General features: G+C 68.2%; 22 protein-coding genes. 7 read left to right on the top strand and 15 right to left on the bottom strand.

The window, feature by feature from the left end; all coding sequences use genetic code 11:
- Nucleotides 1-6: 6 nt before the first annotated feature.
- The 8 genes from D6T63_RS15430 to D6T63_RS15395 all read right to left on the bottom strand — a co-directional run bounded on the left by D6T63_RS15430 (nucleotide 7) and on the right by D6T63_RS15395 (nucleotide 9,278).
- A complete protein-coding gene (locus tag D6T63_RS15430; protein ID WP_120149949.1) occupies nucleotides 7-870 on the bottom strand; it encodes an alpha/beta fold hydrolase in 864 nt (287 codons plus the stop codon).
- Between the two features lie 42 nt (nucleotides 871-912).
- Nucleotides 913-2,478, bottom strand: coding sequence for an ABC transporter ATP-binding protein (locus D6T63_RS15425; protein ID WP_120149948.1), 1,566 nt, complete (start codon nucleotides 2,476-2,478; stop codon nucleotides 913-915).
- Nucleotides 2,475-3,230 (bottom strand): energy-coupling factor transporter transmembrane component T, encoded by a 756-nt coding sequence (locus D6T63_RS15420; RefSeq protein ID WP_120149947.1) that lies wholly within the window; start codon nucleotides 3,228-3,230, stop codon nucleotides 2,475-2,477. The genes D6T63_RS15425 and D6T63_RS15420 overlap by 4 nt, the downstream gene beginning before the upstream one ends.
- Nucleotides 3,231-3,233: 3 nt before the next feature.
- Nucleotides 3,234-4,079 carry an ECF transporter S component gene (locus tag D6T63_RS15415; protein ID WP_120149946.1) on the bottom strand — a complete coding sequence of 282 codons (846 nt, stop codon included), beginning with the start codon at nucleotides 4,077-4,079 and terminating at the stop codon, nucleotides 3,234-3,236.
- A 171-nt stretch (nucleotides 4,080-4,250) separates the two neighbouring features.
- Nucleotides 4,251-5,285, bottom strand: coding sequence for a nucleoside hydrolase (locus D6T63_RS15410; protein WP_120149945.1), 1,035 nt, complete (start codon nucleotides 5,283-5,285; stop codon nucleotides 4,251-4,253).
- Between the two features lie 2 nt (nucleotides 5,286-5,287).
- Entirely contained in the window at nucleotides 5,288-5,953 is a 666-nt protein-coding gene (locus D6T63_RS15405; protein WP_120149944.1) for a GntR family transcriptional regulator, read from the bottom strand.
- A gap of 100 nt (nucleotides 5,954-6,053) precedes the next feature.
- Complete coding sequence (gene acnA, locus D6T63_RS15400; RefSeq protein ID WP_120149943.1) at nucleotides 6,054-8,894, bottom strand: aconitate hydratase; 2,841 nt, start codon at nucleotides 8,892-8,894, stop codon at nucleotides 6,054-6,056.
- Nucleotides 8,895-9,014: 120 nt separating this feature from the next.
- Nucleotides 9,015-9,278, bottom strand: coding sequence for a YegP family protein (locus tag D6T63_RS15395; protein ID WP_182977034.1), 264 nt, complete (start codon nucleotides 9,276-9,278; stop codon nucleotides 9,015-9,017).
- 186 nt (nucleotides 9,279-9,464) lie between these two features.
- Between D6T63_RS15395 and D6T63_RS15390 the strand changes: the two genes are divergently transcribed.
- On the top strand, nucleotides 9,465-9,947 hold the full coding sequence (locus D6T63_RS15390) for a hypothetical protein (protein WP_120149941.1): 483 nt from the start codon (nucleotides 9,465-9,467) through the stop codon (nucleotides 9,945-9,947).
- Between the two features lie 8 nt (nucleotides 9,948-9,955).
- On the opposite strand, the gene D6T63_RS15385 is transcribed toward D6T63_RS15390, so the two are convergent.
- Entirely contained in the window at nucleotides 9,956-10,777 is an 822-nt protein-coding gene (locus D6T63_RS15385) for an SDR family NAD(P)-dependent oxidoreductase (RefSeq protein WP_120149940.1), read from the bottom strand.
- Between the two features lie 264 nt (nucleotides 10,778-11,041).
- On the opposite strand from D6T63_RS15385, the gene fdhA reads away from it, so the two are divergent.
- Nucleotides 11,042-12,259, top strand: a complete 1,218-nt coding sequence (gene fdhA / locus D6T63_RS15380) for a formaldehyde dehydrogenase, glutathione-independent (RefSeq protein WP_120149939.1) — start codon at nucleotides 11,042-11,044, stop codon at nucleotides 12,257-12,259.
- 393 nt (nucleotides 12,260-12,652) lie between these two features.
- Nucleotides 12,653-13,351, top strand: coding sequence for a transglycosylase family protein (locus D6T63_RS15375; protein ID WP_120149976.1), 699 nt, complete (start codon nucleotides 12,653-12,655; stop codon nucleotides 13,349-13,351).
- 112 nt (nucleotides 13,352-13,463) lie between these two features.
- Here D6T63_RS15375 and D6T63_RS15370 read toward each other — a convergent pair whose 3' ends face one another.
- Both D6T63_RS15370 and D6T63_RS15365 read right to left on the bottom strand, forming a co-directional pair.
- Entirely contained in the window at nucleotides 13,464-14,138 is a 675-nt protein-coding gene (locus D6T63_RS15370) for a hypothetical protein (RefSeq protein ID WP_147394395.1), read from the bottom strand.
- A gap of 141 nt (nucleotides 14,139-14,279) precedes the next feature.
- Nucleotides 14,280-15,179 carry an SDR family oxidoreductase gene (locus D6T63_RS15365; RefSeq protein ID WP_120149937.1) on the bottom strand — a complete coding sequence of 300 codons (900 nt, stop codon included), beginning with the start codon at nucleotides 15,177-15,179 and terminating at the stop codon, nucleotides 14,280-14,282.
- A gap of 50 nt (nucleotides 15,180-15,229) precedes the next feature.
- On the opposite strand from D6T63_RS15365, the gene D6T63_RS15360 reads away from it, so the two are divergent.
- The 3 genes from D6T63_RS15360 to D6T63_RS15350 are packed head-to-tail and all read left to right on the top strand — an operon-like array spanning nucleotide 15,230 to nucleotide 18,382.
- Nucleotides 15,230-16,525 carry a type III polyketide synthase gene (locus tag D6T63_RS15360; protein ID WP_268878029.1) on the top strand — a complete coding sequence of 432 codons (1,296 nt, stop codon included), beginning with the start codon at nucleotides 15,230-15,232 and terminating at the stop codon, nucleotides 16,523-16,525.
- Nucleotides 16,522-17,253 carry a class I SAM-dependent methyltransferase gene (locus tag D6T63_RS15355; RefSeq protein WP_120149935.1) on the top strand — a complete coding sequence of 244 codons (732 nt, stop codon included), beginning with the start codon at nucleotides 16,522-16,524 and terminating at the stop codon, nucleotides 17,251-17,253. Before D6T63_RS15360 ends, D6T63_RS15355 begins: the two co-directional genes overlap by 4 nt.
- Nucleotides 17,246-18,382 (top strand): FAD-dependent oxidoreductase, encoded by a 1,137-nt coding sequence (locus D6T63_RS15350; protein WP_120149934.1) that lies wholly within the window; start codon nucleotides 17,246-17,248, stop codon nucleotides 18,380-18,382. The genes D6T63_RS15355 and D6T63_RS15350 overlap by 8 nt, the downstream gene beginning before the upstream one ends.
- Before the next feature lie 104 nt (nucleotides 18,383-18,486).
- Here D6T63_RS15350 and D6T63_RS15345 read toward each other — a convergent pair whose 3' ends face one another.
- Complete coding sequence (locus D6T63_RS15345; RefSeq protein WP_120149933.1) at nucleotides 18,487-19,026, bottom strand: hypothetical protein; 540 nt, start codon at nucleotides 19,024-19,026, stop codon at nucleotides 18,487-18,489.
- 137 nt (nucleotides 19,027-19,163) lie between these two features.
- Between D6T63_RS15345 and D6T63_RS15340 the strand changes: the two genes are divergently transcribed.
- The gene (locus D6T63_RS15340) at nucleotides 19,164-19,508 is read left to right on the top strand and encodes a DUF3140 domain-containing protein (protein WP_120149932.1); all 345 of its coding nucleotides are present in this window, start codon (nucleotides 19,164-19,166) and stop codon (nucleotides 19,506-19,508) included.
- Between the two features lie 65 nt (nucleotides 19,509-19,573).
- On the opposite strand, the gene D6T63_RS15335 is transcribed toward D6T63_RS15340, so the two are convergent.
- The 3 genes from D6T63_RS15335 to speB form a co-directional block, all read right to left on the bottom strand.
- Nucleotides 19,574-19,777 (bottom strand): hypervirulence associated TUDOR domain-containing protein, encoded by a 204-nt coding sequence (locus D6T63_RS15335; RefSeq protein WP_120149931.1) that lies wholly within the window; start codon nucleotides 19,775-19,777, stop codon nucleotides 19,574-19,576.
- A gap of 63 nt (nucleotides 19,778-19,840) precedes the next feature.
- On the bottom strand, nucleotides 19,841-21,532 hold the full coding sequence (locus tag D6T63_RS15330) for a thiamine pyrophosphate-binding protein (RefSeq protein WP_120149930.1): 1,692 nt from the start codon (nucleotides 21,530-21,532) through the stop codon (nucleotides 19,841-19,843).
- Entirely contained in the window at nucleotides 21,532-22,524 is a 993-nt protein-coding gene (gene speB, locus D6T63_RS15325; RefSeq protein WP_120149929.1) for an agmatinase, read from the bottom strand. The genes D6T63_RS15330 and speB overlap by 1 nt, the downstream gene beginning before the upstream one ends.
- Nucleotides 22,525-22,692: the final 168 nt, after the last annotated feature.

Raw genomic sequence — 22,692 nt, 5'->3', positions numbered from 1 at the left:
GCCGGGCTAGGCGCCGTCGTCCTGGTTCCGCAGTGCAGGGTCGAGCAGTTCCGCGAAAGCGCGGGGCCGCGAGGCCACCCACCAGTGGCCGCCGGGGACACTCGTCACGGTCAGGTCCTCCACCCAGTCCTCCAGCCCGTCGACGAGGTGGGGCGAGAGGAAGGGATCCTTCAGCGGCACGATCACGTGGACGGGGATCGTGATGCGACGACGCCGCGGAGGCCCGGCCGCGGTGAACATGTTCGCGCGGTAGAGGGCCAGGCCGCGGATCGGATCCGATCCCACGTCGCGTCGAGCAGCAAACTCGTAGCGGCGCGTCATGATGGGCTTCCAGAAGATCTCGGGCAGCACGGGAAGCTGGAAGGCACCGACGTACCAGCTGCGCAGCACCTGCCCCACTCCCTGGGGCACCGATCCCGGCCTGGTGAAGCGGCTCCGCAGCCAGCGGGCGAAGTGACGGAGGTCCGGCCCCGAGATGCTGGTGTAATCGAGGATCAGTCCGTCGGCGCGCTCGTCCTGGATGACCGCCCAGCCCTGGATCGAGCCCCAGTCGTGGCCGACCAGGCGCACCCCGCCCGGAGCATCGATGGCCGCGAGGACGGCGAAGGCGTCGTCGACGAGTTCCACGAGGCTGAAACCGGCGCCGTCGAGGGTCCGTGACCTGCCCGCGTTGCGGGTGTCGAACGCGACGAGGTGGTGTGTCGCCGCGAGTTCCCGGAGGACCGGGTGGAACACCCTGTGGTCATCGGGGTAGCCGTGTAGGAGGACCATCGTCGGGGCGCCAGGGCTCGGGTCCAGCCCGTACTCGAAGACGGCGAGCTCAGCTCCGGCCGTGCGGATGGTCCGGTGTCTCTCCCGCAGAACGTCCATGCCGTCCACCCTAGGCGCTGGACCCGACGGACGGGCGCTCGATCACCGGCCGTGCGCAGGAGGCGCAGGGCGGATGCGGCCGCCCTCGAGCCAGATGGTCCTGTGCGCCACTGCCTCCGCGAAGGTCGCGTCGTGGGTGGCCATCACCACCGCACCACCGCCCCGTGCATGCAGGGCCAGCAGGGCGGCGAGTTTCGTCCGCGCGGGCTCGTCGAGGCCTGCGGTCGGTTCGTCGAGTGCCCAGACGGCCGGCCCCGTGGCGATGATGGACGCGAGCGCCACGAGCCGCCGCTGCACGAAGCCCAGCTCATACGGGTGGGCTTCTCCCGCCGGTCCGAGCCCCACGGTCTCCAGCGCGTCGGAGGCACGCCGGAGGGCTTCTACCCGGGGCCGTCCACCTGCCCTGGGGCCGTAGGACACCTCGCGGAGCACAGTCCGCTCGAACAACTGCTGGTCCGTGTCCTGGAACAGGTAGCCGACGGCGGTGGCGAGGGTGCCCGTCGGTTGGTTCAGGATCGGGACCCCGCCGACCACCACGGTTCCGCTGTCCGCCCTGTGCAGCCCGTTGAGGTGCTGAAGGAGCGTGGACTTGCCCGATCCGTTGGCGCCCCGCACGGCCAGGATCTCGCCCGCGCGGACGGACAGGCTGACGCCGCTCAGCCCCGGCGGGGCGGGCGCGTCCCCGGGAGCTCCCGCTGTCCGCCTGTCCTCGGGGTGGCGGAAACAGACGTCGGTCATCGCGATCCGTTCGGGACCCGGGGAAGGGAATCCTGTCGGCCCGGGAGGGGCACCGGAGTAGCCGGCGTCGTCGCCGGATCCGCCGAGCGCAGCGCCGGTACCGGGCATGGGCGGATCGCCGGCAACGCCGATGCCGTACCGCCGGAGTCCTGCACCGCGCGCCTCGACGAGGAGCCCGTCGAAGACCGGATGCCCGTCGTGGAGCGCGAGGACACGGGCCATGTCGGGGGCGCTCCGCGGAAGCATCGGTTCGCAAACCACGACCCCCGTCCCGCCCTCCCGCAGGGCATCGAGTGCCGCAGCCACATCCGCCGTCGCACCCTCATCGAGGCCCTGGAACGGCTCATCGAGAACGAGGATCCGGGGGCGCTGCACGACGGCCGCCGCGATGATCGTGCGCTGCAGCTGCCCTCCGGAAAGCCGACGCGGATCGCGGTCCAGCAGTGACGTCAACTTCAGGGCCGCTGCAACATCGTCGACGGCCGCACGCAGGCGCTCGGGTGCCATGCCCCGGTTGGACGGGCCGAAGGCGATCTCCTCGCCGACGGTCGCCGACATCATGGACAGCTGGGCCCACGCACCCTGCGCGACGAATGCCACGGCGGCGCTCCAGGCCGCGGGGTCGATGCGCGGATCGGTTGGCAGACCACGAAAGCGGACAGCCTGCCCGTCGAGTGTTATCGAGCCACGGAAGGTGGACCCGGCGTCGGCCCCGACCAACCCTGCGAGAAGCCGCGCCAGGGTCGTCTTGCCGGATCCCGAGGCCCCCGCGATGACGACGTACTCCCCCGGCTGCACCGCGAGCGAGACGCCCGTCAGGAGCGGGACACCGTCGTCGTACGCGAACGATTCGCTCTCCAGCCTGATCATGGAAGCACTCCGGCCCCGAGCCAGAGGACGGAGAAGGCCCCGACGGCGACGGCCATCCCGCGCCGCGCCCAGCGCTGACGTGGAGTGTCGGTATCGGGAAGGTAGCTCGTGCGGGGAACGGAGGATGAGAAGCCGCGGGCCTGGAGCATGTGGTTCCGCTCCGACGCGTCGACGAGGAGGCCGATGACCAGAGGCGTCGTGACGGTCAGGAGCGCACGGAAGCGCGAGATCGGTTCACGCCCGACGACGAGCCCGCGAGCCTGCTGGGCACGGGTGATCTGGCGCGCCCGCAACGCCACATGGGGGAGGATCCCGACGGCGGATCCCAGAATGAAGACGAGCTTCCTGTTCCATCGACGGTGGGTCATGGTGGCAAGGAGGTCGGGGATGTCGAGCGTCATGGCGACCGTCAGCAGCACGCCGGTGAACACGCCCATGCGCAGGCCCATGACCGCCGCGAAGGACAACCCCTCCTGCGTGACGCGGGCCACGCCGAAGTCCAGGAGGATCACGCGACCCTCGGGGTAGAAGAGCCCGTGGAGCAGGAGCGATGAGAGCAGCAGCGGCCCTGCTACCAGGAGGATCGCGAGGCTGATCTGCCGAATCCTGCCGGACAGGAGCACAGCGGGAAGCACGACGAGCACCAGGACGGCGAAGGAGAACTCCCACCGGTTGACGACGAGGACGAGCACCACGAGCAGAGCCGCGGCGAGCAGTTCGGTCAGGGGGTTGTAGATCCTGCGGCGCGGCATGGCTCAGGCGGCGGGGGTGCCGATTCCGGACGTCGGCTGCGGGGCGCGACGACCACTCCGGTTGCCGAGGACGCGGTAGGTCCGCGCGAAGGGGAACTGGCGTACGGCACGCTGGGGCAGCGCGTAGACGATCAGCGCCACGATGACGAAGACGACGATCTTGTCCAGTGAATCCGAGAGCAGTCCCTGCTTGGTGGCGGCGACCAGCAGCTTGTCCCCCATGGACCGGAAGACGGCGATGATGGCATTGGTGCCGAACGTCCCGGCCGCGCCGAACATGAAGACCGCCACCGGTGCCGCGACGAGTCCCCCGATCGCCCCGACCACCAGCCCGGCGACCGGTGCGAGGTACACGCGGCGGAACGCCCCGTGTTTCGCCGCGAGGCCGGCGAGCAGTCCGATCAGTGCGGCGCCGGCCGCGAAAGGCAGCGCGAACGGGTTGAAGAGCCCCCAGATCGCGTTGCTGAGCGCACCGGTGGCCGCGCCCGCTGCAGGGCCGGCGAGGACGGCGACGAGGACCGTGCCGATGGCGTCGAGGTAGATCTGCATTCCGAGTGATCCGGCGATCTGTCCGATGGCGATGTTAAGCGCGATGCCGAGCGGCATGACCACCAGGGAGCTGGTGGTCAGCATCGGCAGGATTCCGCCGACGAGCAGAGCTCCGCCGCCCAGGAAGCCGAAGAGCGAGACGAGCGACGCCGTGCTGCCGACCCCGCCTGCGATCTCGGTCGGCTGGACGGTCACGAGGAACAGGTACGTGGCGAGGATGAGTGCTCCGCCGAGGACGAGGAGCATGCGACGGGGGCGCTCGGAGCTGTGTCCGGGGGCAAGGGTCAGGGGTGAACTCACGATATTCCTTGGGCGCGACGGGAGAGGTGAACTGCACCTCATGTCACCTCGGCGCCGCCCGCGCAGCAGTGCGGGGCAGCTCCAGTGTACCGGGGTATCCCTCCGGTCGGGCTGACTGAGCCGGGTAGGACCGGTCACGTCCGGGCGTGCGCAGGGCGGACGAGCCCCGGCTCAGCCGTGTATCCTCGCGAGGTGCGAGAGCCGCCGGACCATCAGCTCGAAGACGGCGTTTGGCTCGTTGCCCGAGACGATCCGCGCGTTCGGCGCGCGCTTCCACATCCCGGCGAAGTCCGCGACGGTCTGCCCGACGGTCAGCGATGACTCCGTCTCGACGTCGACCGTGGCGAGGCGTTCCTCGAAGCCCGCCTCGCCTGTAGCCACCATCGCGGCGAACAGGTCGTGCAGGTGTGCGACGTACCCCTGGTCGTAGAGCCGGTGGAACTCCATGTAGAAGCGCAGTGCATCCGACAGGCAGGCGACGACGGCGTTGTCACTGCTGCTGCGCGCTCCTGCGGGTCCGTCCGGGTCGAGCAGCTCCCGCCCTGCTCCGGCTGCGCGCGCGACCGCGTCGACGTGCGCCGGCGTGCACTCGATCCGCTCCGTCGTCTCGAGCGCGCATACCACCGGCAGCTTCCCGTGCGGCAGGCCCTCGTACGCGGCGAAGACTTCCTTCGCGGCGTGTGGGTCGACGTGGATGTTCCACTCGGCGACGGGCGTCGTGTTGCCGGGGTAGTTGAAGGCGCCACCCATGATGACGAGGCCCTTCAGGAGCATGGGCAGATCAGGCTCCGCCCGGATGGCGAGGGCGAGGTTGGTGAGCGGCCCCGTCACCAGGCCGGTGACCTGACCCGGATGGCAGCGGACCGCTTCGAGCCAGACGTCGACGGCGTGCCGCCCGGAGATGTGCCCTCGGGGCGGCGGCAGGACGGCATAGCCGATGCCCTGGTCGCCGTGCGTCTCCTCCGTCGTGACGAGCGGGATCGTGAGGGGTACCTCGCTGCCGACGGCCACCTCGACGCCGGCGTGCCCGCACAGCTCGAGCAGCGCGAGGTTGTTGGTGGCCACCTGCCGGGCGCCCACGTTGCCCGCGGTGCAGGTGATGGCCTCGATGGAGACGCCCGGCGTCGCGAGCAGGTACAGAAGGGCGACGGCGTCGTCGATCCCCGTGTCGACATCGAGGAGGAGCCGCCGGCGGGAGTCGGCCACGGTCAGTCCGCCGCGGTGGTGCGGAGCAGCTGCAGGCGGAGGGTGCGCGCCGTCTCCATGTGGTTCCGGGCGATAGCCCTCGCATCATCGCTGCGCTGCTCGGTGATGGCGCTGATGAGGGCCTCGTGCTCGAGCAGCACTTCCTGCCACCGGTTCCCCACCGAAAGGGTGGAGCGGGGTGTGTGGATGAGGTGGGTCGAGAGCCGCTCCAGGAGATCCATGAGGATCGGATTACGCGCGGCGGCCCAGAGCGAGGTGTGGAACTCGAGGTTGTTGGTCACCTTCGTCGTGTCGTCGGGGTCGACGACGCCTCGATCGCGTTCCAGCAGGGCCTCGAGCCGCATGAGGTCCGCAGCCCCCCTGTTCAGGGCCGCCTGGCCGGCGGCTTCCTCCTCGAGCATGACGCGCAGGTCGTAGATCTGGATGACCTCCTGCGGGTCGATCTGCGGGACCTGCAGGCCACGCGCGGCCCGCTCGAGCAGCCGCTCATGCTGAAGCCTGCTGAGTGCTTCCCGAACAGGAGTCCGGGACACCCCGAAGCGCTCGGAGATGACAACTTCCCGCAGCGCCGTCCCCGGAGGGTGCAGGCCGGCGAGGATCTCGCTGCGCAGGACGCGGAAAATGGTGTCGCCGTCCACGCGCGCCGACACTTCGACGGACTCGGCCATGTCGCCCCCTCGGTTCGTCGTGGATCGGGTGACAGGGCGGTAGGCCCTGCGGACGGTCCGGGCCGGGAGCGGAAACCCCCGGCCCGGAACCTCGTGGACGCTAGCTGGCGAGCTGGCGCAGCACGTACTGCAGGATGCCGCCGTTGCGGTAGTAGTCCGCTTCACCCGGCGTATCGATGCGGAGCACCGCGTCGAATTCGATGGCGCTGCCACCGTCGGCCGGAGTCGCGGTGACCCTGACGGTGCGGGGCGTGCGTCCCTCGTTGAGCTCGGTCACGCCGCCGACGGCGAACGTCTCCGTGCCCGTGAGGCCGAGGCTCTCCGCGTTCTGCCCTTCGGGGTACTGGAGCGGCAGGACGCCCATGCCGATGAGGTTCGAGCGGTGGATGCGCTCGTAACTCTCGGCGATGACTGCCTTGACGCCCAGCAGTGCGGTGCCCTTGGCCGCCCAGTCACGCGACGATCCGGAGCCGTATTCCTTCCCGGCGAGGACCACCAGCGGGATACCCGCTTCGCGGTAGTTCTCCGCGGCGTCGTACACGGCTGCCTGCGGCGCATCCGCCTGGGAGAAGTCCCTCGTGAACCCGCCCTCGACGCCGTCGAGCAGCTGGTTCTTGATGCGGATGTTCGCGAACGTGCCGCGGATCATGACCTCGTGGTTTCCGCGGCGCGAGCCGTAGGAGTTGAAGTCCTTGCGCTGCACGCCCTTCTCGGTCAGGTAGCGGCCGGCAGGGGTGTCCGATTTGAAGGACCCGGCGGGCGAGATGTGGTCGGTGGTGACCGAGTCGCCGAGCTTCAGCAGGACGCGTGCACCGTCGATGTCCTCGACCGGGCTCGCCTCGCGCTGCATGCCGTCGAAATACGGTGGCTTCCGCACATACGTGGACTCGGGATCCCAGGCGAAGGTATCGCCGTCGGGCGTGGGCAGCGACTTCCAGCGGTCGTCGCCCTCGAAGATCGTCGCGTAGCTCGAGGTGAACATCTCGACGTCGATCGAGTCGTCGATGACCTTCTGGACCTCGACCGGGTTCGGCCAGATGTCCTTTAGGAAGACGTCGGTTCCCGACTCGTCCTGGCCGAGGGGCTCGTTGTCGAAGTCGAAGTCCATGGTGCCGGCCAGGGCGTAGGCGACCACCAGCGGCGGTGAGGCCAGGTAGTTCATCTTCACGTCCGGGTTGATACGGCCCTCGAAGTTCCGGTTGCCGGACAGGACGGCGGTGACCGCGAGGTCGTTGTCCTGGATGGCCTGCGAGATCTCGTCCTCGAGCGGGCCGGAGTTACCGATGCACGTAGCGCAGCCGTAGCCGACCGTGAAGAAGCCGAGCTTCTCCAGGTACGGGATCAGTCCGGACTTCTCGTAGTAGTCGGTGACGACCTTCGAGCCCGGGGCCACGGACGTCTTGACCCATGGCTTGGACACGAGGCCCTTCTCGACGGCGTTCCGGGCGAGCACGGCGGCGGCGAGCATGACCGACGGGTTGGAGGTGTTGGTGCACGAGGTGATCGACGCGATGCTCACGGCACCGTGATCGAGCTCGAACTCGCGTCCGTCCTTCATGGTGACGCTGACTTTCCTGGACGGGCGGGAACCACCGGCTCCGGCCCCGACGGTCTCACGGGGTTCGGAATTCTCGTCCGTGACCGAGGAAGTCGTGCCGGGGGTGAAGCTCGGGGAGTCCGAGGCCGGGAAGCTCTCCTGCGAGGACTCGTCGACGGTGCCGCCGGGCGCGAAGTGCAGCTCGGGATCGTTCGAGTAGTTGCGCAGGTCCTCGCGGAACTGGCTCTTCGACGCGGTGAGCTCCACGCGGTCCTGGGGGCGCTTCGGTCCGGCGATCGAGGGGACGACCGTGGAGAGGTCCAGTTCGAGGTACTCGGAGAAGCGGATCTCGCGGGACGGATCGTGCCAGAGTCCCTGCTCCTTGGCGTAGGCCTCGACGAGGGCGACATTCTCGGCGGGGCGGCCGGTGAGCCGCAGGTAGTCGAGCGTAACGTCGTCGATCGGGAACATCGCGGCGGTCGATCCGAACTCGGGGCTCATGTTGCCGATCGTGGCGCGGTTGGCGAGCGGCACGGAGGCGACGCCCTCCCCGTAGAACTCCACGAACTTGCCGACCACACCGTGCTTGCGCAGGATCTGCGTGATGGTGAGGACGACGTCCGTAGCGGTGGCGCCGGCAGGGATCTCACCGGTCAGCTTGAAGCCGACGACGCGCGGAATGAGCATGGAGACGGGCTGGCCGAGCATTGCTGCTTCAGCCTCGATGCCGCCGACGCCCCAGCCGAGCACGCCGAGGCCGTTGACCATCGTGGTGTGCGAGTCGGTGCCGACGCAGGTGTCGGGGTAGGCGCGGAGCACTCCGTCGACCTCGCGGGTCATGACGGTGCGGGCCAGGTACTCGAGGTTGACCTGGTGCACGATGCCCATGCCCGGCGGGACGACCTTGAAATCGTCGAACGCGGTCTGGCCCCAGCGGAGGAACTGGTAACGCTCGCCATTGCGCTGGTATTCGATCTCCATGTTGCGCTCGAGGGCGCCGGCATTACCGAAGGCGTCGATCTGCACGGAGTGGTCGATCACCATCTCTGCGGGCGCCAGCGGGTTGACGCGCTTGGGGTCGCCTCCGAGGTCGACGACGGCCTCACGCATCGTTGCGAGGTCGACGACGCAGGGGACGCCCGTGAAGTCCTGCATGATGACACGCGCAGGGGTGAACTGGATCTCGGTGCTCGGCTCCGCTGCTGCATCCCACTGCGCGAGGGCGCGTACGTGATCCGCGGTGATGTTCGCACCGTCTTCGGTGCGGAGCAGGTTCTCCAGCAGGACCTTGAGGCTGAACGGGAGGTTCTCGGCACCCTCGACCGCACCTAGCCTGAAAATTTCGTATTCAGCGCCGGCGACATCGAGTACGCCCTTCGCGCCGAATGAGTCCGCGGTCGACATGACGTTGGCTCCCTTCAGAGAGATTGTGGAATATCCCCAGTCTATTCCACGATCGGCGCCAGTGTATACAGTCGTACACCGAAGCCACGCACCTCCTTCCGCCGGTTCCCGGAACCACCCTCAGGCGTCGTGCCGCACCGCATCCTCACGGCCGGCGGGGGCCTGCAGGCCGAGAAATGGTTCGTCCTCCTCGGGCGATTCATCACGACTGTGATCCACCACGGGACCCGTTCCGGCGATCTCCCGGATGAGGTCGATCCCGGCGATCGCCTCTTCCTTCGACTCGTAGAAGGTCGAGACCGCGACCAGCGTTCCATCGGGAGCGGTCAGTTTCACGCGGAATCCATTGTCATGTGCATCCACCAGCTTGAAGTAACCTGCCAACGTCCTACCTCCTTGTAAGGGGCATTCCCACAACCCTGTGATCCCTTATCATAAGCATACTTACTTAACGCTCGGACCCCGTCGGTTCACCCGATCGGCCCTGCCTCGGACAGGAGCGACACACGGTGGCCCGGAAGCACCTCCGTTTCGACCATTCCCTGCCAGGCAGGAAGCAGAAGGAGCACGATGACCGAGTCAAGCAGCGCAGGACATCCCGACGGCGCCGCCCTTCCCACGGACCATCCCCTCGGCCCGGCCTCGCCCATTCCGCCACTCGAGAAGGAACAGGGGCGCGTCGGGCCCGCCGGTGGATCGGCCGAGGCGTCAGGGGCCGGCTCGGCCGGACAGTCCGCAGCGGTGAACAACACCGACGTCGGCGGACATGGCGCAGGCAGGGACGGCTCCGGTGACGCTCACGGGCAGGACCAGGACGGGCACGACGACGGCCGGCCGGAGACGGACCGGCGTGAGGAGATCCTCGACCCGGCTGCAGGGACGGCGGCTCATCATGCCCGGAGCATCCGGGATGAACAGGGCACCCACAGCGCCGGCACGGTGCCTCCGGCTTTCAACGGCGAAGGTTCCCCCGAGGACCCGGCGAACGACCGCCACCCCGAGGACGCTGCGTCCGAGCCGGACACCTGGGACAGCGGCGGCGCCGAGGGCTGACGCAACGGTCAGCGGCCCCGCTGAGCCAGCCGGGCCACCAGAGACGACGGCGCCACCCTCGCGAGAGCCGTGATGACCTTGTAGCGGACGCTCGGGATGCACACGGCCTTCCCTGCCGCGGTATCGTGGAGCGCTTCCCGGACCACGAGTCCGGCGTCGAGCCACAGGAAGCCTGGCACGCTCGTCTTGTCAGCTCCCATTCGCTGGTGGAACTCGGTGTGGACGAATCCGGGACACACTGCCGTCACCCGTACGCCTTCCCGCCCATAGGTGAGGTTCGCCCATCTGCTGAAGCTGATCATGGCGGCCTTCGCTGCACCATAGGTTCCCCGCGGAGTGAAGCCTGCGACGCTCGCCACCGTGATGATCGTGCCCGACCTTCGTGGGCGCATGGACTGCAGTGCGGCATGCGACAGGGCGAGCGGCACCTCGACGTGGATCCGGAGGTGCCGGAGCTCGTCGTCGAGCTCGTTGTCGGCGAATGGCCTGACCAGCCCGTAGCCGGCGTTGTTGACGAGTACGGTGACGGGCGCGGGCTCCCCCGCCGCCGCCGCCGACCCGTCAGTACCACCCGGCGCGTGCCGATCTTCGGGTCGATCGCCCGTGCGGAGGCGGGCGAGGACTCTCGCCAGCCCGTCGTCGTCCAGCAGGTCGGCCGAGATCGTCTCCACGCCGACCCGCCACCGCGCACGCAGCGCGCGCGCCGTCTCTTCGAGCGGTCCGGACGCTCGCGCCACCAGCACCAGGTCGCAGCCGCGGGCTGCGTACTGCCGTGCGAATTCCGCTCCGATGCCGGCCGTCGCGCCGGTGATGAGCACAGTCTCAGTCATGCCGTCACCTTGTCCCACTTCCACCCGCACGCACAAGGCGCGAGCGGGTGGGTGCCGGCGAGTGCGGCGCCCGCAGGCCTGGGAGACCCCTGTACGACGGCGCCGATAGGGCGCTCCACAGTCCGCGGACGATGCAACGTCGATGCGACCCCCTGCGGTGTAGGTTCGGCGCTACCGGCGACCGGCTGTGATCTGCGGCGCACGCCGGTTCCCGCGCCCGGGCGTACCGGACGTGCTGAACACACCAGGGAAGAAGGACGTTCCATGAGCGGTAACAAAGCTGTTGCGTACAAGGGACCGGGGAAGGTCGAGGTCATCGACACCGACTACCCCACATTCGAACTGAAGGACGGACCCGGCGTCAATCCGGCGAACATCGGCCGGAAACTGAGTCACGGCGTCATCCTCAAGACCGTCACCACCAACATCTGCGGGTCGGACCAGCACATGGTACGCGGCCGCACCACGGCGCCGGCCGACCTGGTGCTTGGACATGAGATCACCGGCGAGGTCGTGGAGGTGGGTTCCGACGTCGAGTTCATCAAGGTGGGCGACATCTGTTCGGTCCCCTTCAACATCGCGTGTGGACGGTGCCGCAACTGCAAGGAACGCAAGACCGGCATCTGCCTCAACGTGAACCCTGCGCGTCCCGGAGCCGCCTACGGCTACGTGGACATGGGCGGCTGGGTAGGAGGCCAGGCGGAGTACGTCCTGGTGCCCTACGCGGACTGGAACCTGCTGAAATTCCCGGACCGGGACCAGGCTCTGGAGAAGATCCTCGATCTGACGATGCTCTCGGACATCTTCCCCACCGGGTTCCACGGTGCCGTGACGGCGGGGGTGGGTGTCGGCTCCACGGTGTACATCGCAGGCGCCGGGCCGGTGGGCCTGGCAGCGGCCGTGTCGGCGCAGCTCCTGGGCGCCGCCGTCGTGATCGTGGGCGACCTGAACGAGGGCCGGCTGACTCAGGCCCGGAGCTTCGGCTGCGAGACCGTCGACGTGTCCAAGGGCGATCCCCGTGACCAGATCGAGCAGCTCCTGGGCGTACCGGAGGTGGACTGCGGCGTCGACGCCGTCGGCTTCGAGGCACGCGGCCACGGCTCCGGCTCGTCGACCGAGGCACCCGCGACGGTCCTCAACTCGCTCATGGATGTCACGGCGGCCGGCGGCGCACTGGGCATTCCAGGCCTGTACGTCACCGGCGATCCGGGCGGAATCGACGAGGCAGCGAAGGTCGGTTCGCTGTCGATCAGCCTCGGTACCGGGTGGGCGAAGTCACTGTCCTTCACCACCGGCCAATGTCCGGTCATGAGGTACAACCGGGGTCTCATGATGGCCATCCTGCATGACAAGGTGTCCATCGCGAAGGCCGTCAACGCGAAGGCGATCGGCCTCGAGGACGCGCCCCGCGGCTACGAGGAGTTCGACGCCGGAGCGGCTACGAAGTACGTTCTCGACCCGCACGGGTACGTAGCAGCCTGACAGCACGCGCCGCTTCCCCTGGCGGAAGGTCGAAGGGCCCGGATCACCATGATCCGGGCCCTTCGTCGCGCTCTGTCGTCGGAGCGACAGTGTGCCACAGGAAGCCTGATTGGGCCAGCTTCCACTCCGTCTTTTGAATCAATGTCAAGCGCCGCGCCGTACCGGTTTGGCAACGAATCGAAAATACCCTACGGTAGAGGCAGTTCCCCGTCCGGGGAAGCGAACAGACTGCCGAAAATCGAGCAGTCATTTATGCCCGGCACCGCCCTCCACCGCTCGTTGCTCAACCGGCGGCTGCCGAACCATGACCTCTATATCGTCAAGGTGAGCAGCGGCGCGAAGAAGTCCGGGGACGGACCTAGTGCGGGTGGCCTTTCGGAGCATCGTAACCCCATGAATACACACACCTTCAGCACCAGCGCCCGTCGTGGACTCGCAGCAGTAGCACTCGCCGGCCTCGGCCTCGGCGCGGCGGCCGGTGCGGCCAACGCTGACACCTGGGACCAGCTCGCACAGTGCGAGAGCGGCGGAAACTGGAGCATCAACTCCGGCAATGGCTACCAGGGTGGCCTGCAGTTCTCCCAGTCGAGCTGGAACGCTGCCGGCGGAACGGGTTCTCCGGCTCAGGCCAGCGTCGCCGAGCAGAAGCGCGTGGCAACGAGCCTCCAGGGGATGCAGGGTTGGGGCGCATGGCCCGCCTGCTCGGCGAAGTTGGGGCTCTCCGGCTCGCCTTCGACCAGTGTCACCACCCAGCAGGCACCGGCTCAGGTGCAGGTCCAGCAGGCTCCTGTCGTTCAGGCTCCTGTCGTTCAGGCTCCTGTCGTCCAGGCACCCGTCGTTCAGGCTCCTGTCGTTCAGGCTCCTGTCGTTCAGGCTCCTGTCGTCCAGGCACCCGTCGTCCAGGCCCCCGTCCAGGCGCCCGTCACCCTGAGTGGCGAGACCTACACGATCCAGTCGGGCGACACCCTCGGCACCATCGCTGACAAGCTCGGCGTCAAGGGCGGCTGGCAGGCATTGTTCGCGGCGAACGCCGACACCGTCATTCACGCCGACCTGATCTTCACCGGTCACGTCCTGCAGCTTCCGGCCTAGTCCGGTCGACCGCCGTCGGGCGCGGGCGTAGCGCGCGGGTCCCGGCACCGATTCCCTGAAGAAGCCCCCGTCTCCCTGGAGACGGGGGCTTCTTTCGTGCTCGGGCTGATGGTCAGCTGCAGGACGTGGCGTCGACGTCGATGGCCAGATTGTGCGCCACCGAGAAGTCGCGGTCCGGAGAGGAGAAAGCCACCAGGATGTTGTCCGCGCTGCCATGGGTGACGCCTTCGGCGAGCTCGACCGTGACGATGATGTTGACGTGTGCATCGGGTTCGAATTCGTAGCCCGCCGTGGGGACGGGCGGCCCGATCGGCTCCTGCGTCGCGGCCGGCGTCGGCGTCGGCGTATGCGTCTCGTGCGCCTCGGTATCGGCGGCGGGGTGGTGGTGTCCCTCCCGGTTGGCGGTCTGGACCATGGACGAGAGGACGTCGAGGCCCTGGGGGTTCCCGAGGGTCATCTCACCGAGGGTGAAGGTCTCGAGGGTCGGATTGTGCAGCATCACCGTATAGCGCAGTCGGCTGTCCTCAGGCTGCACACCGCAGAGTTCTGCGCCGTCGACACCGACGTTGAGGGGATCGTCCCCGAGGTCGTTGACGACGGGATCCGCCTGGCTGCCATCCTTCGGCGTCGTCGGACCGGAGGGCTGGGCCTGGTCCCCCGCCGGCGTATTCACACCCAGCGGATTATCCTCGACGCTTCCGCAGCCCGCGAGGGCCAGCGAGGCAGTCACGACGACAGCGAACACCGCGGTGTGGCGCCTGTGAGGCAGCGCAGTCAGGATTTTCACGATCAACCCATCCGTATCAGCCGGTCGCCGGGACGGAAAGCCTGCGGCGCTGGTAGCTGTGATTCGTCGCACAGGCTCCCCCGGCTTGGTCGAGCGGGCATGATTTCGCCGTCGGTACACGGGCGGCGATCCTGCACCGCATCACGCCAGGGGCTTGCCGCCCGTCACTCCCAGGACCTCTCCGGATACGTACCGCGCATCATTGGAGGCCAGGAAGACGTAGGCGCCGGCTAGTTCGGCCGGCTGGCCCATCCGCCCGAGGGGCGTACCTTCCCCGAACGATTCCAGCTTCTCACTCGTGGTGGTAGCGGGCTGCAGCGGCGTCCAGATGGGACCGGGCGCGACCGCATTCACGCGGATACCGCGCTCCCCCAGCAACTGCGCGAGGCTGAAGGTCAGGTTGTTGAGCGCGGCCTTGGTGGCGGCGTAGTCCATGAGGCTGGTGGAGGGGTGATAGCCCTGCACGGAGGTGGTGTTGATGATCGACGACCCCTCGGACAGGTGCGGCAGCGCCGCCTGGGTCAGCCAGATGGTCCCGTAGACGTTCGTCTCGAAGGTGCGCCTCAACTGGCCGGCCTCGATGTCGGGCAGGCCGTTCGGCTGGGCGATGTGGAAGCCCGCGTTGTTGACGAGGATGTCCAACCCGCCCAGGCCTTCCACCACCTGCCGGATGGCCGAGGCCGAGTACGCCTCGTCGCGGAGGTCCCCGGGCACGGCGAGCGCGGTACGCCCCTCCGTGCGGATCAGTTCGAGGCAACTGGCGCCGTCCTCCTCCTCCTCGGGCAGATAGCCGATCGCCACGTCCGCTCCCTCCCGGGCGAAGGCGAGCGCGACGGCCCGTCCTATACCGGAATCCCCGCCCGTGATGAAGGCCTTCCGTCCGGTCAGCCGCCCATGCCCGGTGTAGCTGTCCTCGCCGTGGTCCGGACGCGGATCCATGCGTTCCGTGAAGCCGGGGTACTCCTGGAGTTCGGTCGATGCATCGACGGTGGGGCCTCTGGGGTCCTCCTGGTCGAGCGTTCCTGACGGATCGTTGCCCATGGTGCTCCTGACGGTGGTGGTAGGAGGTACTAAGCCTACTGTCATTGTGTTTGTCGCGTCAGTCCTCTAGTAATGGACATATGACAGTGATCCTGAGGTCCCTCGAAACAGCTGTACCCGACACGATCATGGTGCAGCCCCAGGTCCGGGACGTCTTCGCTGCGCAGCCCGGTCTCACCCGGCTCGGACAGCGCCTCGTCGGAGCGGCCTTCGACTCCTCCGGCATCGAGACGCGCTACACCGCGGTCAAGGAACTGACACTCGCGGAATCAGCCGAACACCCCGTCTTCTTCGACCGCGAGGAACTGCGGATCCTGACGCCGAGCACGAAGACCCGCAACGAGGTCTATGCGATCGAGGGCACCAAACTCTTCATCGAAGCGGCCCGGAAGGCGCTCGACGCAGCTCCCGGCATCGAGGCCTCGGACATCACGCACGTCGTCACCGCGTCCTGCACAGGCTTCTTCGCCCCCGGGCCGGACTACAAGGTGGTTCGAGCGCTCGATCTCAAGCCGTCGGTGCAGCGCTACCACCTCGGCTTCATGGGCTGCTACGCGGCCTTCCCCGCGCTGCGGTCGGCGAAGGCGTTCTGCGAGGCCGACCCGGACGCCGTCGTCCTGGTGATCGCCGCCGAGCTGTGCTCCCTGCACGTCCGGTCCTCGAACAATCCCGATACGATCGTGGGCTCGTCGCTGTTCGCGGACGGCGCCGCGGCTGCCATCATCTCCGCCCGGGACATCCCGCTGGATGGGCCGGCGCTCAGCCTCGACCACTTCGAGACGGTCCTCACGCCGGTCGGCGAGGAGTCCATGGCATGGAACATCGGTGACGAGGGCTTCGAGATGGTGCTCGGCACGTACGTCCCGCACATCATCGACGAGCACATCGTCGGCGCGCTCGAGCCCCTTCTCGCGCGCGACGCCGCACTCGAGGGCCTCGATTACGCGGACATCGAGCACTGGGCCATACACCCCGGCGGCCGCAGCATCCTGGACAAGGTCGAGGCGAAGCTCGGCCTGACGCAGGAACAGCTCGTCCCTGCGCGAGCCACGCTGCGCGATTACGGGAACATGAGCAGCGCCACGGTCATGTTCGTCCTCAAGCACATCCTGGACCAACCTGCGACGGACGGGAACAACCGCATCTGCTCCATGGCGTTCGGCCCCGGGCTGACGGTGGAGACAGCGCTGTTCACGAAGGTCGGTGCCACACCGGCAGGAGGCGGGACCGCCGACGCGGTTGCCGCGCTCCATGCAGGGGGTGCGGCGGGGATCGGTGCTACCGGCCCGGATAACGCAGCCCTGCCCACGGACCTCGAGCCCATCCTCATCAAAGCGGGCGCATGAGCCGACGAGGATTCCTCGCGGAACGGGATCCGGACGCGATCGAGGAGATGGACAGGCCCGATTGCGACCCGGGGAAGCTCGACCGGACCTACGCGCAGTTCGGCGTCGTGAATGCCGCGGTATCGGGCTGGCGCCGCACGTACACCTCGCTACTCCGGCCGGCGTTCTCCCCGGATCGCACCAACACACTGCTCGACGTCGGATCCGGCGGAGGCGACGTGCCCCGGGCCCTGGCCCGGTGGGCACGGCGCGACGGCCTCCCGCTCGAGGTGACGGCGATCGACCCCGACGAGCGTGCGTATGCCTACGCGACCACGAGGCCGGCCCTCCCCGGCCTGTCCTTCCGCCGGGCCCTCAGCTCGGAACTGGTCGCCGAAGGAGCGGCCTTCGACGCCGTCGTCTCCAATCACGTGCTCCATCACCTCGACCCCGCGCAGTTCGACGGGCTCCTCGATGACACGGAACAGCTGACGCGGCAGGTAGCCGTCCACAGCGACATCGCCCGGCACCCGCTCGGTTATGCCCTGTTCTCGGCCGGAACGCTGCCGCTCCCCGGTTCCTACATCCGGCAGGACGGCCTTACCTCCATCCGCCGCAGCTACACCCCCCGCGAGCTACGCGACACCGTCGCCGGCCGGCGGAACTGGGAGGTCCGCACGGCGGCGCCGTTCATCAACCTGCTCGTCCTGCAGCCCGGCGGTCCGGCCGGGGAACCACACCGTGCATGACGTGATCGTCGTCGGGGGCGGACCGGTCGGGCTCTATACCGCCCTGCTCCTGCGACAGGCTGGGCTCGACGCCGTCGTGCTGGAGCGGCGCACCGACCGCAGCAGCCATTCCCGTGCCATCGGCATCCACCCTCCTGCGCTGCGTGCGCTCGAAGCGGGCGGCATAGCCGACGAGCTGCGGGAGCGCGGCGTCCTCATCCGTGACGGTGTGGCACGAAGCGCCGGACGCCACGTGGGCACCATCTCCTTCTCGACCCTGCCCGGGGCCGAGACGTACGTCCTTGCCGTGCCCCAGGCCACCACCGAGGAGATTCTCGAGCGCCGCCTCGAGGAGGAGTTCCCCGGCACCCTCCGACGGGGCGTCTCAGTCCTCTCCGCGCGCGACGCCGGCGACCACGTCCTTGCGTCCACGCGCGGCCAGGGCGGGGACGCCGTACTCCAGGCGCGGCTCCTCGTCGCAGCGGACGGCGCCAGGAGCTCCATCCGGGACGGCGCCGGCATCCGCGCTCCGTCCCGCCGCTATCCGGACTGCTACGTCATGGGCGATTTCAAGGACGCCACGGACGACGGCGACGACGCCGTGCTGTATCTCGAAACCGGCGGAATCGTCGAATCCTTCCCCCTTCCCGGCGGCATCCGGCGCTGGGTTGTACGGGTCGGTTGTCCGGTGCAGCGCCCGACGGCGGAGGACCTCACGTCCCTCATCCACGAGAGGACGGGCGTCGACGTCGATCCTGGCACCAATTCGATGCTGAGCGCCTTCGATGTGCAGTCGCGCCTGGCCGAGCGATTCGTCGCCGGGCGGACGATCCTGGTCGGGGACGCCGCCCATGAGGTCTCCCCCATCGGCGGACAGGGCATGAACCTCGGCTGGCTGGACGCCGTCAGGCTCGTGCCGATCATCACCGCCTCCATCCGGGACAAGCAGGGCGTCGCTGCACGGCTCGCGGTGTATGAGAAGGAGCGGCGGGCACAGGCCGCGCTGGCGCGGCGGAAGGCCCACATCAACATGGCACTGGGACGCCCCCTGCCGGCAGCCTTCATGCGACCGCGCAACGCGATCCTCGCGGCGCTGATCAGGAACGACGCCGTCCACGCCGGCGTGGCCCGCGCCTTCACCATGCAGTAGTAGCCGCCGACCGCTTAAATGCAGAACCCCCGCGGGCCGCCGCCGCGGACACCTGGAGGTGTCGCACGGCGGGAACGCTGCGGGGGTTGCCGGTCGTGCAGGGCCTACTTCTTGAACAGGCCCTTCTTGACGTTCTCGGGACGCTGCATCTCGCCCTGCTTCGCACCCATGACGACAACGATGCCGCTGACGAGGGGTATCAGCCACTGGGTCGCCTTGAGCTGCGACTGCGCCTTGGCCAACTCATCGCTGGCTCCGGGACGGGGTTCGGTTGCACCTTCGCCGCCCTGCTCAGCGAGCTCGCCGACCTTCTTGCCGAGCATGCCCGAGTACAGCGAGAGCGCCATGCCGAGGACCGTGACGAGGGACTTCCAGACGGTGTTCGAGCCCACCGAGTCCTGAGCTGCGACGCGGCCCTTGTTGCCGAGGATCAGGCCGATGCCGCCTGCTGCGTGGACCGCGAACGCCGCGACCTGGACCGGGGTCCACTTGGCCCAGCCGAGAGCGGAGAGGCGCGTGCGCTCCTTGGGGTCCTTCGCCTTGCCGGTTGCGCCGTTCAGTCCGACAGCGCCCATCAAGGTGCCGCCGAACCAGGCTGCCGCGCCGAGGTCGTGGGCTGATCGTGCCAAAAGGTTTCCTGCCATGATGTAGAGCTCCTTAGACGTATGGTTCGACCTACCCTCTACATTTATCAGCATGCTTAGGATTAAGCTATGGGAAGCTTCGGACACCAACAGGGTGTGATCCTCCACGCCGAAGTGCTACGAAAGGCCGAGGGCGCATGGCAGACCATACGAACGATCTCGACGAAGTTTGGCCCCAGTGGAAGGAAGCGGTCAATATGAGCGCCTCCCAGCTCGAAACCTGGCTCGACACGGAGGAGTCCCGGTCCGTGGGGCAGAAAACGTCCGGGTCCGACGAGTCCGTGGGCCACAAGTCGGGCAGGCGCATCATCGAGATCCTGAACATGAAGCGCGACGACCTCAAGGACGACGACGTCAAGCACATGCACAAGGTGGTGGGCTATATACATCGCCACCTTGCGCAGGAACCGTCCAAGGAGGACATCGAGTCCTCGAAGTGGCGCTACTCGCTCATGAACTGGGGGCACGACCCCCTCAAATAGGGACGACGGTCGGGCAACGAGAAGGGCACCCCGCCTGGGCGGGGTGCCCTTCTCGTTGTGGAGTACTAGTTCTTCGACAGCGCACTTTCCTTGTGCGCGGCCTTCTTGCCGGACTTCGAGCTCTCCACCGTGTAGTAGGGCTCATCCTTCGACGCCTTGAACTTCTGGTCGTCGAAAGTGAACTCCTTGTCGTGCTTCTCCACGATCTTGCCCTCGGTCTTTCCCTGCGACGTATTCCAGGTGACCTTGTCGCCCTTGCTGAATGACATGGCGCTCCTTCCTCGAGGCGGTGATGCTTCCGAGACTCTCACCCCCCGCTGGAAAAAGAAAGCTTACTGATCAAGGTGGGTCGGGGCGAACAACCTGATGAGCGTCTCCACCACGACGACATTGGGACCCTCGGCCGCAAGGCTCTGGCGGAGCGCTTCACCGATGTCCTCCGGCGCCACCCGCTGGGCGGGCACACCGAACGATTCCGCGAGCGCCACGAAGTCCGGGCGCGCGAGTTCAGTCGCCGTCGCCTTACCGAATGCCCCCTCCATGTACTCGCGGAGGATGCCGTAGCCGCCGTCGTCGACGATCAGCCAGGTCACGGGGATGTCGTGCTGCCGCGCGGTTGCGAGTTCCGCGATGGAGTACATTGCCGAACCGTCACCGGACACCGCGAGGACCCGGGCGGGCAGTCCCTTCGACTCGAGGCCGACGGACCCGCCGATGGCGCCGGGGAAGCCGAAGCCGAGGCCGCCGGCACCCTGCGCCGAATGGAACTGCCCGTCCCGGGAGTCCCAGCAGCTCCAGGCCCAGTAGGCCGAGATGGTCATGTCCCAGAACGTCTGCATCCCGGCCGGAACGGCTTCGCGGATGTCCTGCAGGAAGGTGCGCTCCTTGCCGAGGTCCTGCGCCTCGAGCCGGTCTGCCACCTTCGCGAGGGTCGCGGACACCAGGGCCACGGCGTCGTACCCGGGTTCACGGTCCCGGGCAAGGGGCTCCAGCGCCTCGTCGAGTGCCGCGAGCGCCTGGCCGGCGTCCGCCCGGATGCCCAGTGCGGGTCGGTTCGACTCGAGCACGCGCGGCTCGGCATCGATCTGGATGATGCGTCCGCGCGGCTCCATGGTGAAGTAGTTGGAGGTGACCTCACCCAGTGACGAGCCGACCACCAGGAGCACGTCTGCGTCCTCGAGCACCTCGGTCACGTGACGGTCCTCGACCCACGATTGCAGGGACAGCTCATGCGTCCAGGGGAAGGCACCGTTGCCGCCGGGTGAGCAGACCACGGGGGCGCCGAGCTTCTCGGCGATGGACAGCAGCCAGGCTTCGGCCCTGCCGCGCCGCGTGCCTCCGCCGGCGACTATTGCGGGCCGCTTCGAGTCCTTCAGCCAGGCGACCGCCTCGCGCGTGAGCTCGATGCGCGGCGGATTATCGAACGGCTCGGCGAGTGCGTCCTCGACCTGGGGCACCATGACCGGATCCAGCAGCACGTTCTGCGGGACCTCGACCCAGACCGGGCCCTGGGGCGAGGACACGGCCTCCGTCCACGCGTCCTGGATGGCCGAGGGGATGCCGGAGGCGTGCTGGATCAGGCGCTGGCTCTTGGTGACGTTGGCCGCGGATGCCTTCTGGTCGTCGAGCTGGTGCAGCATCCCCTTGCGGCGGGCCCCGAGTCCCTCCAGCGGGATCTGACTGGCGACGACGACCATCGGCACGCCCGTCGCGTACGCCTCCTGGAGCCCCGCGAGCGACGTGAGCGCGCCCGGACCGGTCGAGAGGAAGAGGACGCCGACGTCACCGGTCGCCCGGGAGAAGCCATCCGCGGCGAAGGCGGAGTTGTTCTCGACCCGCGAGGAGACGAACCGCAGGTCGGAGCGGGAGAGGGCGTCGAACAGGCCGAGGGCGTGCTGGCCCGGGATGCCGAACACTGTCGTCGCACCGAGGGCGGACAGCGTCTCGACCACGAGGTCGCCACCGTTCCGCTGGCCGGTGACGGGAGTGGGGGGCGCGGAGGCGGCGCCGTCCGTGATGTCCATTACCGGTCCTCAGGGGTCGTGGCGGGGGTCAGGGTGTCGGCCATGAGGGTGACGAGGTCGTACGCGACGTGGGACGCGGCGACACCCGTCAGCTCGGCGTGGTCATACGCGGGAGCCACTTCGACGACATCGGCGCCGATGAGGTTCAGGCCGCGCAGCCCGCGGAGGATCTCGAGCAGTTCACGGCTCGTGATACCACCGGCCTCGGGGGTTCCCGTACCGGGAGCGTGCGCCGGGTCGAGCACGTCGATGTCCACCGAGACATAGAGCGGGCGGTTGCCTATCCGGGCCCTGAGCTTGTCGACCACCTCGTCGACGCCCTGGCGGTACACGTCCGACGACGTCACGATCCCGAAGCCGAAGCGGCGGTCGTCCTCGAGGTCACGGACGCCGTAGAGCGGCCCGCGCGTTCCGACATGGGAGATGGCCTCCGTGTCGAGGATGCCCTCCTCCACCGCACGGCGGAACGGTGTGCCGTGGGTGTATGCGGCGCCGAAGTAGGTGTCCCAGGTGTCGAGGTGCGCGTCGAAGTGCAGCATCGCCACGGGTGTACCGGCGCGTTCCGCCGCCGCCCGCAGCAGCGGCAGGGCGATGGTGTGGTCGCCACCGAGGGTGACGAGGCGGGTACCGTCCGCCGTGAGGTCCAGTGCGTTCTGCTGCACCGTCTCGATGGCCTCGCCGATGTTGAAGGGATTCACGGCCATGTCGCCGGCGTCGGCGACCTGGACGCGCTCGAACGGGGAGACGTCGAGGGCCGGGTTGTACGGCCGGAGCAGCCGCGAGGCCTCCCGGATGTGGTTTCCCCCGAACCGGGCTCCGGGCCGGTAGGAGACACCGGAGTCGAAAGGGACGCCGACGACGGCGATGTCCGCGCGGTCCACCTGATCGAGCCGTGGCAACCTCGCGAAGGTGGCCGCTCCTGCGTACCGGGGGATGCGGGAGGAATCGATAGGCCCGAGGTGGCCGCCCCCGGTGACGCGTAGCTCTTCCATGGTGTTCGTCCTATCTGGGCCGCTTCGACGTGAAGTTGCCTAATATGCATCAAAGGTTTTGCTCAAGGCTATTCGGGCCGTTGAGCAGGGTCAAGGATCACGGCACCGCAGGTTGGTGGGCCTGACCCATAAAGGAAGCGTTAAGACGCCCGGATACGCGTCGGCGCA

Source organism: Arthrobacter cheniae, assembly GCF_003602275.1.
GTDB classification, from domain to species: Bacteria; Actinomycetota; Actinomycetes; order Actinomycetales; family Micrococcaceae; genus Arthrobacter_D; species Arthrobacter_D cheniae.
The sequence above is the reverse complement of the archived record's forward strand: the minus strand, read 5'-3'. Positions and strand labels throughout refer to the sequence as shown.